We start from the raw sequence: 15,232 nt of genomic DNA, 5'->3' as shown, positions 1-15,232 counted from the left end.
TTCCCTCATTCCTTCATCGCCTTAGGCGCATCGAATAGCGGACCAAAAATTAGGTATGGGAAGGTTTGGATAAAGGGGAGGAATCAGTAAGGACAACTCGATGAAATGCTTAGGAAAAAATGAAAAAAAAATTTTAAAAAGAAGTGGAGGAAGACCAGGCAGCTAATGGTAAAGCTGCCTATTCTAAGCGAAGATCCTCCGCTCAGCTAGCACTCCCCTTCTTGTCCTTGTCCTTATCCTTGTCCTCCTCCTTGGAGGTGCCTTTGGCGGCGATGATGTCGTCGATGCGCATGATCATGATGGCTGCGTCCGTGGCCGAGCTGATGGCCTGCTGGCCGACTCGTATCGGCTCGATGACGTTCTTCTCCATCATGCTCACGATCTTGCCGCTGAAGACATCCACCCCCGCGTCCTTCTTCCCATCCTTGTGCGCTTTGCGCATCTCGATGAGAATGTCGATGGGGTCGAGGCCGGCGTTCTCCGCCAAGGCGGTGGGGATGCATTCCAGGGCATCAGCGAAGGCATTGACCGCCATCTGCTCCCTGCCTCCGACGGAGACAGCATACTCCCTTAAGGCCAAGGCGAGCTCCACGGCCGTTGCTCCTCCACCTGGCACGATCCTGCCGTCCTCCACCACCAGCCTGACCACGTTCAGGGCATCGTCCAGGGAGCGCTCGGCCTCCTCCAGCACATGCTTCGTGCCTCCGCGGATGAAGATGCTGACCGCCCTGGGGTTCTTGCAGCCGGAGACGAAGATCATCCAGTCCTCCTCGATCTTGCGCGCTTCCACCATCTCTGCATAGCCCAGGTCGGCGGCCTCCAGCTCCTCCGCTTTGCCCACGATCCTCGCGCCAGTAGCCAGGGAGAGCTTCTCCATGTCTGACTCCTTGACTCTCCTGACCGCCAAAATACCCTCCTTGGCCAGGAAGTGCTGCGCCATGTCCTCGATGGCCTTCTCACAGAACAGCACGGTGGCACCCGATTTCTTCACTCGCTCCACCATGCGGCGGAACTGCGCCTCCTCCTCCTCCAGGAATGCCTTCATCTGCTTCGGATCGCGGATCTGTATCTTCGACTCCACTTCTGTCTTCTTGATCTCGAATCCCGCCTTGACCAGGGCAATCTTGGCCTTCTCCACCTTCTTAGGCATGCCGGGGTGCACGGGCTCTTTCTCGATGATCACACCCTTCACCACGGAGGTGTCGAGCAGCGAGGCCCCCGCCTTCTTCACGAACTGCACCGAGTCGAGGTCCACCACTTTCTTGCCGTCCTTCTCCTCGGCGATGGAGAGCACCGCATCCACGGCAAGCTTGGCGAAGTGATCGCGCGCGGTGGATACGGCCTTGCTCATCATGGCGGTGGTGGCGATCCTCCTTAGCATCTGCTCGTCATCCGGGCTGACGCGGGTGGCTATGGCGTCCATGACCCTCAAGGCCTCCCTCTGAGCCATGCGATAGCCGTTGGCCACTACCGTGGGGTGGATGTCCTGGTCGATGAGGTCCTCTGCCTTCTTCAGCAGCTCCCCCGCCAAGACCACAGCCGTGGTGGTGCCGTCACCGCACTCCTGGTCCATGGTCTTGGAGATCTCCACCATCATCTTGGCGGCGGGGTGCTGCACATCCATCTCCTTGAGGATCGTGGCCCCGTCGTTGGTGATAATCACATCGCCAAGGGAGTTGACGAGCATCTTGTCCATGCCCCTAGGCCCAAGGGTGGTTCGCACCGCCTCGGCCACCGCCTTGGCGACGGCTATGTTCCTTTGATATGCTTCCCTTCCGCGCTGTCTCTCAGTACCTTCCTTGAGTATTAAAACAGGCGTTCCAGACATTGCCATGTTCTATCATCCTCCATTAGCAAAGTTATCCTCTGCGAGCATAGTTATTTTTGAGGACGAAGACGGTATCTATCAGTTCTTCTATAAAAATTTTCCATCGATTTGAGCATGCCGGGGTCGGAGTTGCCTAGGTTCGAGGAGCGACTGCAATTCTTCACCTAACTATTGACGTCTTATCTATGCTATGATGCGAGTGTAGAGGATGATGAAAAGCCGATCAGTGATGTTCTGCTTCCTCTTTATAGGGAATCTCGATTGGGTTGATTAAGATGGGGGAGAGCCTAACTTCCATGTGAGCATTTTATGATACCTTCACGCATATTGAATGATGAGGTAGATGCTAGAGAAGGTCCTCATCCCAGTGGATTTCTCGCCGCAATGCGCCATGATGGTCGAGTGCGCCAGAGAGCTTAAAGACATAGGGACTAAATCAGTTACAGTGCTCCATGTCCTTGCACGGGGAAGGAACTTGAGGGATGAAGAAAAGAAGAAGCTTGATGAAATGTGCTCCAAGCTGAATGATGCCGGAATTCAAGCGACCCTGGTCATACGCCAGGGAGACCCTGTGGAAGAGATATTGAAGGAATCGGAGAAGGACACCGTGGACATGATCGCAATGGCCTCCGGCGGGAAATCCAGAGCAGAGGCATTCTTCGTTGGCTCTGTATCTTTCGGAGTCATTCGCAGGTCATCAAAGCCTGTTCTCTTGGATAAATATCCTGAAGGGGAGGGGGCGGCTTGTCGCATCGGGCAGCACCTCTTTCGGCATGCCCTAGTATCAGTGGATATTCCCATGTGCTCCACCAATCTAGAGGATCTTTTCGATACGCTCTGCATGCGAGGACTTAAGGAAGCTACCTTATTCCATGTTATCGACTCATCAAAATACAATATAAGTGATGACAAGAGATTCGCCACGGTCAAGCTGGCCCTTGACAAGATGAGAAAGAAAGCTAGGGGAGGAGAATGCCAAGTCAGCTCTCACGTGCATTTCGGGTCCATATCCTACAACATACTGGAAGCAATTAAGGAGGTCGATGCTTCTCTCGTCATAATAGGGACCAGGAAGATGTCCTATCTTAGAGGCGCAGCGCTTGGTTCCACTGCTGAGGAGGTGGTGCGGAAGTGCACCGTGCCGGTCCTTGTCGTCCCCTGCTGAATCGAAGACCTCGAGGATAGCTTTGAACGCGCCTTCCCTTTTAAGTTCAGCCTTACCAGAACTTGCCAACAGTCAGGAACGCCGTAGGCAGCAATAGCATCAAGAACAATGCTGTCGCGGTGCTAAGCCTTCCCCAATGGCGGGATGGCGAGTTGGTCATAGAGCCAGATGCCAGAAGAGATATGCCAGCAATTAGCGTAAGCTGCAGTCCTGCCAGCATGACGGTCCGAGTGGTGATTGTACCAATATCCTCAGGCGTGACATTTGTTGCTATGGTTGTTAAGGCAAGGCCCCCGACAACAAGAAATGCGCCAGACACCAGCTTCAGAGCGGAGAATGCAGATTTAAAACGCACCGCCAAATCAACTAGGTAGCAACTCACAAGATAGACGAGGCTTAAAAACAATAATGCTGTTCCTGCCATCAGGACAGTCCTTTCCAAAATGCCGCCTAGTCCATCGATTATTGTAGGGTCTGCGATTCCTATCACCACAACCCCTTCTGCAGCAATCACTATGCCACCCAAATACATGAGCAAACGGGTCAGCTTAAATTGCATGAAGGAGATTAACTCTAGCCACAAGAGCGCAATTCCAATGAAGAAAAGCTGGCCGGCGAACAGAGCCCAGATATAAGTCTCATAAGTCCCTAGGCCCTCAATTGATGCCATACCAGCAATCAAGGCGAGCATCACGCCTTCAAGGGCTATCGCCCCTCCTCCAATGATCTTGACCAATTTGGAGATGATGAGCAACCTCAAATTCTCTTTTAAAATCAAAGGCTTCATAATGGTCAGAATGCCAAACGCCAAAGAGGCCAGGCCGATGAAAAGCAGAACAACACCTAGCGTCGTTACATCACCAGAAAGCATGGGATTTCCTTTGATTGTGACTCCCTTTACGAGAAGCAGCCACATGGCCCCCTCTAACGCTATGAAGGCAGAAACGATGATGGAGAGCAAGAGCCAGGCATTCTCTTTGAGCTTCATCCTCCGCTATTACCAGCGTCTCTGTTTAAATCTCTTTGCCTCATATTATCCATCAGGGAAGCGATGCCCAATAAATTCGCGTTTCTAAAACACTCAGAGACTGGCGGATGATTAAATACCCAATGAATAATGCCAAGGCGATATTATGATTGGAAGGCAATCCCTGCTAATATTGGCCGTGAGGCTGCTCACTTCGTTCCTTGGATTCGTGGGACTCTTCCTCATAACCAATCTACTAGGGCCAGAGGTCTATGGCTCCATCGCCTTCACCCTCTCGCTCCTGGCCGCCTTCAACGCCGTGGCGGACCTGGGGTTCAACAGCGCTCACATCAAGAAGGTCTCGGAAGGACAGGATCTGAAGGATTGCCTGGCCACCTTCGCTATGATCAAAATGTTTCTGATTGGCCTGTTGGTCGCCGTTACGATACTTTCTGTCTTTGCTTATTTTGCAATCATGGGCATGGTATTTTCTCCAGAGTCAATAGAACTCATCACACTGTTCACGCTATATTATGTACTCTATAATCTTTCCAGCATCGTAACCACGACATATTATGGGATGCTGAAGATAGCCAAAGCCCAACTAATGATCTTGGCTGATGTTGGGGTAAGGATACCTTTGATCGCCATTGTGGCCTTTGCTGGTGGTGATACCGTTTCGCTAGCTTTCGCATACGTGGCTGCTGGCATCTCCGTTGTCATCACTGCCTTCTTGCTCCTAATGAGAGATGGGATCAGATGGGGGAGACCTACACTATACAAATCTTATGCGCGATTCGCACTTCCGTTGGCGTTAGTGGTGATCGTTGGGACAGCTAGCGCCAACGTTGACAAAATCCTCATAGGCTACTTTCATTCTCCGGTCTCTGTTGCCTTCTATTCCTCGAGTCAATCCTTCTTGAGTGTGGTCGCCCTTGTGGGGGTTTCGGTTTCGACCATAACTTTCCCCTCATTTTCCAAATGGCATGCGAGAGGCGAAGTTGAAGCCATCAGACGTGTCACCTTGGCAGCCGAGAGGTATATCACTATGTTCGGTCTTCCCATAACCGCTCTCCTTTTCCTCTTCCCCACCGAGATTGCCGTCGCTCTATTTGGGCCTAGGTTCACAGAGGCTGGAGGCCCGATGAGATGGCTCTCCCTCGCTACCTTCTTAAATCTGGCCAACGCGGTTCATGCTTCACAGATAAATGCTGTGAATAGACCTGATATCGATGCTAAACTAACCTTTCTAAACTTCCTGATCTTCGTCCCGCTTTTGCTTATCACAGTACCAAATGACCTACTGGGGATGCCCATGCTTGGCCTTTCCTACACAGGTGCAGCAATATCCTTGCTCATCTCCACGTCTGTGGTGTTTATGGCTACCAGACTGGTAGTGCTTGGCTTGACAGGTACATCCTCAAATCCCTGCATCCTCTATCAGTTGCTGGCAATGTTTGCGAGTTCAGTACTATTAATATTGATATCCAATTTAATGCCCATAACGAACTGGGTCATCCTCTTGCTCTATGTGGCTATGGCAATGGGGTCCTTCTCAGTGGTGCTCTATGCGCTTGGAGAGCTAAGGGCCGACGATATCCGATATATATTGGACATGCTCAACCCACATAAGCTGGTGCGCTACTCCATCGATGAAGTTAAGGCGAGACCAAAAGGATGAGGCGCACAAAGCATCAAGCGCGCACATCGAGGTTGAGATTAAGGCTCAAGAGCTCATTTCTCACCGCTTTCTGCACCAGCTCTTCGCTGGGTGTACCCCTGCAATCTTGCATGTACTGCAACCCTTCCGCGTACCAAGGCACCTGGTCCAGAAAGAGGAAGAACCATACCTTATATTTGCCCTCGATGGGGATGGAGAAGGAGTAGTTCATCTCCCACTGCGATTCCCAAGGGGACTCGAGGTCGACGTCCTTATGCCCCAGCACTACATCGAACTGCTCCAGATAATATAACTCGTGCACCACGGTGCGGTTGTCGATGAAGCTGGCGTTGACTAGCCAGGTCTGGATGAAGTAATGTACCTGGCGACGCTCGTGATTAGCGATGCCAACTATAACGTTGGCCTGCTCTCCGACCCTTAGTCGGTGCGGGTAGCCGGAGGCGTTGTGGCCCGGCCCTAGGATGTAGAACTCGGTGAAGGACTCTCCTTGACGAGGCACAGCGATGACGTAGGCGAGCGCTATTCCCGAGGAGACAATCGAAATCACCAAAATGATGCTTAGGGCTCTGTCCAGCCTGCCCTCAGAGCGGTATTGGGCGAATAGGGAGTTGAACGTGCCCTTAAGGTCGAAGGGCAGGTAAGGCTCCTCTATCTTATACCTCCTCCACCATGCCAGGTAGCTGAATCCTAGGTTGAAAGCGGTGATGCTAACAAGGATCGGCGCCAATCGAATGCCAAAAGGCGTGTAGTTGAGTGCAAAGCCTATAAGTGGTGTCACGGCGATACTCAGCCCGAAGGAGAGGGCGATGCGCTCTATGATCTCCAAGCTCTTTTTCTCAGGGAAAAGGAAGGCTATGAGCACGTATCCGGGGAAGAAGAGTAGGAAAGGCAGACCGAGGACGATCCTCAGAGGGAACTCTGGCAGAAAGGCTATGGAGAGAACCAGGAGGATGGAGGAGACTGCTATGCCCAGCAGATCCCATGACTCCTTGGCCTTTTGATTCATCCCCGCCTTTGAAACAATAGGCTGTATTTATTGATTCTCGAAGGCTTGACATGAAAGCGGATGAAGAGTTAAGGTGTGAATCTGCTCTTGAGCACCGAACCGTTATGCTTTCATAGTGCTAAGGCATCACTCACGCCACAGGCCTAGATAATGTCTCAGCCTACGATAACTGGAGATGGAGAGGTCGAGCAGACAAAGCAGTCGATTATGGAAATCGGAAAGGGCGGTGCCCTGACTCTAAGGAACCTCATCAACATCCTCCTTCCTTTGGCTCTAATCCTCTCCGCCGAGGCCTTCTTCTTCGTCGGCTATCCCATGGAATGCATATGGGTGCATGGGTTGAATGTATTCCTTTGCCTTCTGCTGTTGGTGGTGATAGGCGATGACCAAGGTCTGTTCCAGGCTTTCTCTCTTGTCTCCCTCATCCGCATATTGGGTCTCGGTATGCCCTTGTTCTTCGACCTCACCCTCTACAACTTCGTCCCCATCTACCTGGCGGCCATCGTAAGCGGCATGATCGTGATAGGCGATGGCAGGCCGGTCAAGGAGCAGTTGAAGCTAGTGGCGCAGGGCGGTATGAAAGCCTTCCGCTGGGTACTGCGTAGGCCTATGAAGGCCACGGCACTCCTGGCCACAGGAGTTTTGACCGGATACGCCTTGGCAAACGTTGAGTACGCCATCATATCCCCTGAAGCTTTAATACCAGAATGGGACCTGGCCAATCTGCTTTTTCTAGGCGTCATTATGCTCCTCTTCGTGGGATTCGGAGAAGAATTGCTTTTTCGCGCCATTCTACAAAGGAGGGTAATCAGCAAAATGGGCGAGTTCATGATGACCGTATCCGCCGTGGTGCTAGGTGTGGTGCTCTCCTCCATGGTATTCGCAGCGATGCACTCAGTATATCTGAGCCTCGACTATTTGGCCTATGTATTCATCGTAGGTTTGCTCCTGGGGAATCTGTACCGCATCACTGGTAGTCTGGGATACGTCTCTCTCATACACGGCTCGATCAATTTCTTCCTCTTCTCCTTCCTGCCCTTCGGCTACCTGAGGCTGTTTTAAGCTTATGTGTTGGAGAGACGGATGACAATATACCAATGCTGACGAGAATAGGGTGAGTGGGATCCTCTAACATGTCTATGGTATGTTGATATTAAAATTGTTCAGACCATATGATGCATTCACGAATCTGGAAAGATAATGGACTAGCAATTTTTTTATAAGGGCCATACCAATTACCTCAATAAGGTAGAAAACATGCCTTTACTAGCAGCTACTACCATGACCGCAACATCGACAGCGGCAACCACTAGCGCGATCACTCTTACCTCGGCAGTCACATTGGGCATCGGCGGAGCATTGGTAGCAGTGTTGCTAATCCTTCTGCTCTCAGGTCGAGAGTTAGTCATGGCCTCGAGCAAGAAATCAAAGAGAGCCCTAAGCTCGTTGGACGCAGTCATAATGCCGCTTTTCTTAGCGTTCGTTATGAGCGTCACCTTCCAGGTGCTTCAGGTTATAACACCTTTCGCCTGAGGTCAAGGTTTTAAAGTAAAGCAGTTATTCGAAAAGCGATTTGATGATGAAAATAATATATTAGTTGTTGTGACCTTACATATTTCATATCCTGACCGTCTTCACGATTAGGCGAATTTAGCGCTCATGATTTTTATCGATTGATGAAATTCCCCAGAAAAGGTATTTGAGTGAGTGACTCATAGGCAGCTTCGCATGTCATGTGATGTCATGCGTGTCCTGGCAGTGGACGATGATGAAAGCTTCGCTGAGGTGATCAAGGCATTCCTTGAGGTAGAGCAGGGAACAGTAGTCAGGGTCGCCCTCTCCACCAAGGAGGCAAGGAAGAAGCTAGAAGAGGATGACTATGATGCCATAGTCTGCGATTACCAAATGCCAGGAGAGGATGGGATTGAGTTCCTGAAATGGCTTAGAAAAGAGGGGGAAGAGATACCTTTTATCCTTTTCACCGGGAAAGGGCGCGAGGAAGTCGCCAAGGAGGCCCTGAACGTTGGCGCGGATGGATATCTGCAAAAGACCATTCCGTTGGAACCGACCTTCGCCGAACTGAGACATCGGATCAATTCGGTAGTGCATAAGCGGAAGGCAGAGGAGCTGCTTCGCCAGAGCGAAGAAAGGCTAAGGGAGATAATCGAGGCCACGCCTGCGGGCTATTTCTTCATTGATTCCGAGGGGAGGTTCAGGAAGGTCAATAAGGCATGGCTAAGCATGCATGGCTATGATCATGAGAAGGAGGTCATAGGAAAGCATTTCTCCTTGACGCAGCCACCTGACTATCTGCCGGAGGCAGAGAGGGTAGTGGCGCGGGTACTCTCTGGCGAGACGATATCACATGGCGAAGCCAAGAGGCTCACCCGCGACGGCAGGGTGTTGTACCATAACTACACCGCGCGCCCGGTCAACCTAAATGGCTCTGTAATCGGCCTAGAAGGTTTCTTGATCGACACTACGCAGCACATGCTCTCGGAAAGAGCGCTGGTGGAGGCGGAGCAGAGGCTGAGAGGGCTGTTCGAGACGATGATCGATGCCGTGGCTGTCCATGAAATCATATTGGACGAGGGGGGAAGACCGGTGGACTCCCGCCTCCTCCAGGTAAATCCTGCCTTCGAGGCCCTCACTGGCCTTAGTTCAGATCATGTCATAGGCAGGACACTAAGAGAAGTGATACCAGGGCTGGAAGATTTTTGGGTGGAAAGGTTGGGAAAGGTAGCGATGACGGGTGAGCCAGATAGGTTCGTCAGCTACGCCAAGCCCATGGGGAAATATTTCTCTGTCAGCGCCTACCGCAATGCCCCGATGCAGTTCACGGTCATATTTGAGGACGTGACCGATCGCATCATTGCAGAGGAGAGGCTGAGAGAGAGCGAAGCGAAGTACCGCACCCTGTTCGAAAGCGCGTCGGAGGCCATAGTGCTTGCGCAGGGATCGATGCTGCTCATGGTGAATCCCATGGCCATCGAGCTCACGGGATATAGCAGGGAGGAGATGCTCTGTCTCCCTTTGACGACCTTCATACATCCTGATGACAGGGGCATGGTCACGGACATAATGACGGCAAGAGCCAAGGGCGAGAATGCCCCCTCTAGTTACCAGATACGTGTCCTAAAGAAGAGCGGCGAGGTGCGCTGGACGGATGTGAAGGCGGTGAGGGTCAATTGGAATGGGAGGCCCGCATCATTAGCCTATCTCACGGACATCACTGAGATGAAGCTAGCAGAGGAGAATTTGCGCACCTCACATGAAGTGCTGGAAGATGTGCTCGATTTCTTCCCCGAGGCTACCTTCGTGGTCGATTCCGAAGGCGAGGTGGTGGCATGGAACCGCGCCATGGAGAAGTTGACCGGCGTGCCCAAGGAGGAGATGTTGGGCAAGAAGGGAGGGGCCCAGGCGGTTCCTTTTTACGGCATATCCCGACCGATGCTCCATGACCTGATCGCCATGGACGATAAGGAGCTGGAGAGCAAGTACGATTACGTGACCAGGAAGGGCGAGGTGCTCTATGCCGAGACCTTCTGCCCCGCTTTGGCCGATGGTAAGGGGCTTTACATTTGGGGCACGGCCGCACCGATATATGACGCCAAGGGAAGGAGGATAGGGGCTATCGAGACGGTGAGGGACGTAACCGATCTGCGGCGTAAGGAGATGGAGCTCAGCAAGATGAATTCTAGTCTCAGGATGCTGAACGAGATCGTGAGGCATGATCTGAACAACCAAATGGTGGTGCTGAGCGGTCTTCTGGGGCTATGCCTCAGGCTCACCACCGAGGGCGATAAGCTCCGGCCTAGCCTGGAAAGGATGGCGCAGGTCCTGGAGAACGTGCAGGAGCAGGTCTGGTTCATGAGCGATTATCAGAGAGTGGGGGCGAGCGAGCCGGCTTGGTTCAGCTTCGCCACGCTGGTTGAGGATGCCTTCTCCCGCCTCAGGCCGAAGGGCGTGACACTGCACAACATGCCCAAGGAGTTCCAGATCTTCGCCGATCCCTTGGTGAAGAGGGTCCCCTACAATCTCATCGACAACTCCATGCGCCATGGAGGGGGAGTGAAGAATATAAGGGTGAGCGCGGAGGTGAAGGGTAAGGAGTTGGTAATCGTTTACGAGGATGATGGAGTTGGGATTAAGGAAGAGGATAAGCCTCGGCTTTTCGAGAAAGGATTTGGAAAAAATACTGGCCTAGGACTTTTTTTAATTAGAGAGATATTAATCGTAACAAATATTAAAATTTATGAAAATGGGGAAAAAGGGGCCAAATTTTTAATATGCGTACCTGAGAATAATTGGAAAAAATGAAGAGAAAAATTCATTTTTATAATTAAAAATTAGTGATAAACAGTTTCAAGAGTTTGTTTAATTAATTAATGAAGTATTAATTGTATCTTTTAATATAAATATATTGTCTATATTTTAAAAATATTATTATAATTTTTATAATAATAAAAATAATAATATTATATAAAAAAGTTTAATTAATATATTATTATATAATAAATAAATAATCAAAAAAGTTTAGCAAAATGAAAATTGCTTATTATAATTATAAATTAGGATTGTAGCATTTTATAATATTTACAAATTCAGAAGTTATAGATAACATTATAAAACTAAAATGGATTCATTTAAAAAAATGAATGTACTAATATTGACACCCGAATTTCATACTGTTTGGGGAGGAGTTGGAACTTATGTAAATGAGCTAGCGAAAACTTTATCTCATAAAGTTGAGCTTTATATTATTACTCCAAAGAGAGTGACTTTTAATAAAAATATTAAAATTATAGAGGAAGAATATAAATATAAAAATAACGTTAATTTGTATAGTGTTGGTATTGCATCAGATACATTTCTCTTTAATGTCGATTTTCAATTAAAAGTTAAAGGTATTCTAGAAAAAATTTTGAAGAAAGAAAATATTGACATAATTCATACGCAAAGTACAATGCCAGATTTATTTATAAATACTTCTCGTATAAAAATACCGATTTTGACAACGATACACACCACCGTTCAAGGTCAAATTAATGCAATAATATATAATAAAATAAATTTTAGCTTTTTAGAAAGAAGTGAATTTCTTAGTTATTTAATTTCACCGATTATTATTCCATTGGAAAATAATTATTATAAAAAAAGATATAATTATATTACAGTTTCAAATTGGGCAAAGAAAATATTTTCAAAAGAAAAAAAAATAGATGAAAATAAGATAAATGTTATTTACAATGGAATTGATATAAATGCGTTCAACCCAGGTAATAAAGATGTAAGTTTCTTAAAAAATATGAATCCGAATATAAAAACAAATATGCCCATAATAACATTTATTTCAAGGGTTGTAGGAAAAAAGGGAATTTTGACACTATTAGAAGCGATAAAAATTATAGAAAAATATTATGATGTCCAATTTATAATTGCGGGACCGGGCGATCAAAATATTATAAAAAAGTTACCTAATTCCTGCCTTTATTTAGGATACCTTACAACGGAAGAGAAAAAAAAATTATTGGCCTCATCGGACATTTTTGTCTTACCATCCTATTACGAAAATTTTCCATTTGCAATTCTCGAAGCAATGTCCTCCGGCACAGCTATTGTGACTACAAATGTAGGTGGAATTCCGGAAATGATTACTAACGATCAAGAAGGAATTCTAATTAATCCTGGCGATAGCAAAATGCTTGCTGAGACATTGATTTCTTTAATTGAAAACGATAATAAAAGGAAGAAATTGGGAGAGGCGGCAAGAAAAAAAGCAATACAGGAATTCAATTGGAACATCACAGCAAAAAAAACCGAATTATTGTATGAATCGATTTTAAAAAATTGAATTCTAATGTTTTTTTAATTACATTATACTTCATTTTTTACACCTTGAAAAACCCTTTTTAGAAGTCTAAAACTATAAGATAAATTACTTTTTATTTCTTGATTGTTAAATAAAGCTTCCATGGCATTATAAAGCCACCAAGTAGGATTTAAATAAATCATTTTATAAATCTTTTCCCTATACATATTGATTTGATTTGCATTTAAATGATCTGATAAACTGATTGGAGTGTTATATAAAAGTAAATCCTCAAAGTTATAATCTTTTAATAAGCCTTTTTGTTTAGCAATTTCAAAAATTTTACTTCTTGGATATGGAACCAAACTATTGATTTGAAAGCCATTAGGTTTTGTATTAAGAATAAATTCTTTAGTCATACGCATAGTATCCATAGTTTCACCAGGAAGGCCTAAAATAAAAGATGTATATTGTCTAATGCCAACAGATTTTAAAATCTTAATCGTATTAGAAGCTTGATTTATATCAATGCCTTTCGCGGCATTTTCTAATATTTGCTGCGAACCTGATTCTATTCCTATTGAAACTCCTCGGCAACCAGCTTCATACATTGAAGTTGCTTCTTCTTTCGTTATGCCTGCACGAATATTTGCGAACCAAATTAATCCTTTCAATTCCCTGCTTTTGATCTCTTGGCAAATAGCAATAAGTCGTTTGTGATTCAAATTAAAAGTTGCATCAAAAAAAGAAATATAATTTATATTTTTTTTATTATATAAAAACTCAACCTCATCAACAACATTTTTTATATCACGAAAAGAAGGCTTTATATCATAAATAGTACAAAAAATACAACCCATGCCACACCCTTTTGTACTTATCACCATACACCATGGAGAAAAGACAGGTGCTTGAACCCAATATTTCTCAAAGTTTTCAATTAAATTCCAGTTAGGTTTTTTTATTTTATTATAATCAAATTTATTGGAACCTTCATTTAAAACGATTTTGTCTTCTTCACGATATGCTAATCCCTCTATTGATGATAATCTTACTTCGTCAATGATTTCTGGTATAACTCTTTCATAATAATGATCAATAATATAATAATCTACAAATTTTGCATTATTCATCACGTCAAGAGGTAAATTTGTTAAGGACCAACATATCATTATAATTTTACTTTTGCATATATTTTTACATAATTCGGCTACTTTTAAATCTGAATGAAAAGTTTCTGGAGCTACTTTGATGACTAAATAATCAGGTTTTTCAGTAAGGAATACTTTGCGCAAAAAATCTAAAGAATAATCAGCTCCATTCGCATCAATTATTTTAACTTGGTGATTTTTTTCTTCCAAAATACTTGCTAAATATACCAATCCAGTTGGTGGAATAGGGTTGATTACAGAATTTTCACACCTATCTTCTCTGGCAATAAATTGCCCTTTCTTAGATGTTGGAGGGTTAATTAACAATACTTTCATTAAATATTAAATAGAAAATCTCATCTTAAATGCTTTTATTATGAAAATAATAGATAATATTATAAGCATATAATAATTTTAATTAAGTCATTTAGTAATAAATAATTCAAAATAATCCAAATCAGCCATTTTAAAAAGTCTGTCAAATCCTCCTTCTATTTTACCATAATTATATTTGCTATATTTATAAAAATATAAATATAAATTTAATAAAGGTAACCTTAAAGGGGGGGGTTCATTAAAAATTGCTAATATTTTAAAACCGTTTTGTTTAAGTAGATTTAAAATTTCTAAATACTTATTAATTCCTAGTATTTTAGGATGTAATTCAATGAAAATTGTTATATTTTTACAATTTTTCAAAAATTTTTTAGCCCCTTCAAAAATCTCATATTCATAACCTTCAACATCCATTCGAATAATGTTTGGACATATATTATATAAATAAATAAAATCATCTAAATTTTTAGTTTCTATTAACTTTTCTGAAACAATCTTTTTATTATTTAATTTAATGAAACTAGATAAATTACAACACTCATATTCATAAATTTGCTTAAATTCGTTTTTGTCAGAAATTCCTATATTTATTGGAATTATATTATTAATTTTATTAATATATATATTTTTTAATAAAATATTATAATTCTTTAACACAGGTTCAATAGCATATATTTTACCATTTTTTGCATGGATGGATTCTAATAGCGCATAATAACCAATATTAGCTCCTATATCTACAATTATTGAATCATCTTTTATTATATTTTTAAAAAAACTATAAGAATAAATTTCCCTTTTTCTATATACTTTTAAATCCTGGTGAATTCCTCTTGCATTTATATCTAAATACATAAGATAATTATCTATTCTAAAAATGTTATAGATATCACCTTTTAGTTTAATATTTAAAATTATATTTTTTATTATAAAAATAATGTAGGATAATATATCTAAGCCTAAAATTATCAAATATAAAACTTTTTTAGTATATTTTTTTTCCAAACCAATTTTCTTTAATGAATTTTTTAAAAAGACAAACTCATTGATCATGAATTAATGAATATCATGCCAATTTTTAATTTTTTTTATATTCTATTATTCTTTTTATTTATTATATATTGTTTTTTAAAAACTAATTTATATAAATATTATTTTATAAATTAATAATTTATTATATTTTAATATAAAATTAATGTTTATTATACAACTAAAATTTTACAAATAATCACAATACAATGCTTTTTACGCATTTGGTAAATAATTATTTTCATTATACTTTTCAT

Annotated in this window: 11 protein-coding genes; 6 read left to right on the top strand and 5 right to left on the bottom strand. The window is 44.0% G+C overall.

What is annotated here, in order from left to right:
* Nucleotides 1–202: 202 nt before the first annotated feature.
* A complete protein-coding gene (gene thsB, locus QW520_04770; GenBank protein ID MEM0449115.1) occupies nt 203–1,834 on the bottom strand; it encodes a thermosome subunit beta in 1,632 nt (543 codons plus the stop codon).
* Nucleotides 1,835–2,171: 337 nt separating this feature from the next.
* Here thsB and QW520_04765 point away from each other — a divergent pair, with 337 nt between their 5' ends.
* Entirely contained in the window at nt 2,172–2,993 is an 822-nt protein-coding gene (locus QW520_04765) for a universal stress protein (GenBank protein MEM0449114.1), read from the top strand.
* Nucleotides 2,994–3,045: 52 nt separating this feature from the next.
* Here the strand turns inward: QW520_04765 and QW520_04760 are convergent, their stop codons facing one another.
* Nucleotides 3,046–3,981, bottom strand: a complete 936-nt coding sequence (locus QW520_04760) for a hypothetical protein (GenBank protein MEM0449113.1) — start codon at nt 3,979–3,981, stop codon at nt 3,046–3,048.
* Between the two features lie 145 nt (nt 3,982–4,126).
* Between QW520_04760 and QW520_04755 the strand changes: the two genes are divergently transcribed.
* Nucleotides 4,127–5,641 (top strand): oligosaccharide flippase family protein, encoded by a 1,515-nt coding sequence (locus tag QW520_04755; protein ID MEM0449112.1) that lies wholly within the window; start codon nt 4,127–4,129, stop codon nt 5,639–5,641.
* 13 nt (nt 5,642–5,654) lie between these two features.
* On the opposite strand, the gene QW520_04750 is transcribed toward QW520_04755, so the two are convergent.
* A complete protein-coding gene (locus tag QW520_04750) occupies nt 5,655–6,647 on the bottom strand; it encodes a DUF1616 domain-containing protein (GenBank protein MEM0449111.1) in 993 nt (330 codons plus the stop codon).
* A 150-nt stretch (nt 6,648–6,797) separates the two neighbouring features.
* Between QW520_04750 and QW520_04745 the strand changes: the two genes are divergently transcribed.
* From QW520_04745 to QW520_04730, 4 genes are all read left to right on the top strand, one after another.
* Nucleotides 6,798–7,709: a type II CAAX endopeptidase family protein gene (locus QW520_04745; protein MEM0449110.1), complete on the top strand. Its 912-nt coding sequence runs from the start codon at nt 6,798–6,800 to the stop codon at nt 7,707–7,709.
* 219 nt (nt 7,710–7,928) lie between these two features.
* Entirely contained in the window at nt 7,929–8,180 is a 252-nt protein-coding gene (locus QW520_04740) for a hypothetical protein (protein MEM0449109.1), read from the top strand.
* A gap of 174 nt (nt 8,181–8,354) precedes the next feature.
* Nucleotides 8,355–10,967, top strand: a complete 2,613-nt coding sequence (locus QW520_04735; GenBank protein ID MEM0449108.1) for a PAS domain S-box protein — start codon at nt 8,355–8,357, stop codon at nt 10,965–10,967.
* A 334-nt stretch (nt 10,968–11,301) separates the two neighbouring features.
* On the top strand, nt 11,302–12,501 hold the full coding sequence (locus tag QW520_04730; GenBank protein MEM0449107.1) for a glycosyltransferase family 4 protein: 1,200 nt from the start codon (nt 11,302–11,304) through the stop codon (nt 12,499–12,501).
* Between the two features lie 23 nt (nt 12,502–12,524).
* Here QW520_04730 and QW520_04725 read toward each other — a convergent pair whose 3' ends face one another.
* A complete protein-coding gene (locus QW520_04725) occupies nt 12,525–13,946 on the bottom strand; it encodes a radical SAM protein (GenBank protein ID MEM0449106.1) in 1,422 nt (473 codons plus the stop codon).
* A gap of 87 nt (nt 13,947–14,033) precedes the next feature.
* Nucleotides 14,034–14,999 (bottom strand): FkbM family methyltransferase, encoded by a 966-nt coding sequence (locus tag QW520_04720; GenBank protein MEM0449105.1) that lies wholly within the window; start codon nt 14,997–14,999, stop codon nt 14,034–14,036.
* Between the last annotated feature and the right edge of the window lie 233 nt (nt 15,000–15,232).

It is taken from the genome of Methanomassiliicoccales archaeon (assembly GCA_038740345.1).
GTDB lineage: Archaea > Thermoplasmatota > Thermoplasmata > Methanomassiliicoccales > UBA472 > JAJRAN01.
The sequence above is the reverse complement of the archived record's forward strand: the minus strand, read 5'-3'. Positions and strand labels throughout refer to the sequence as shown.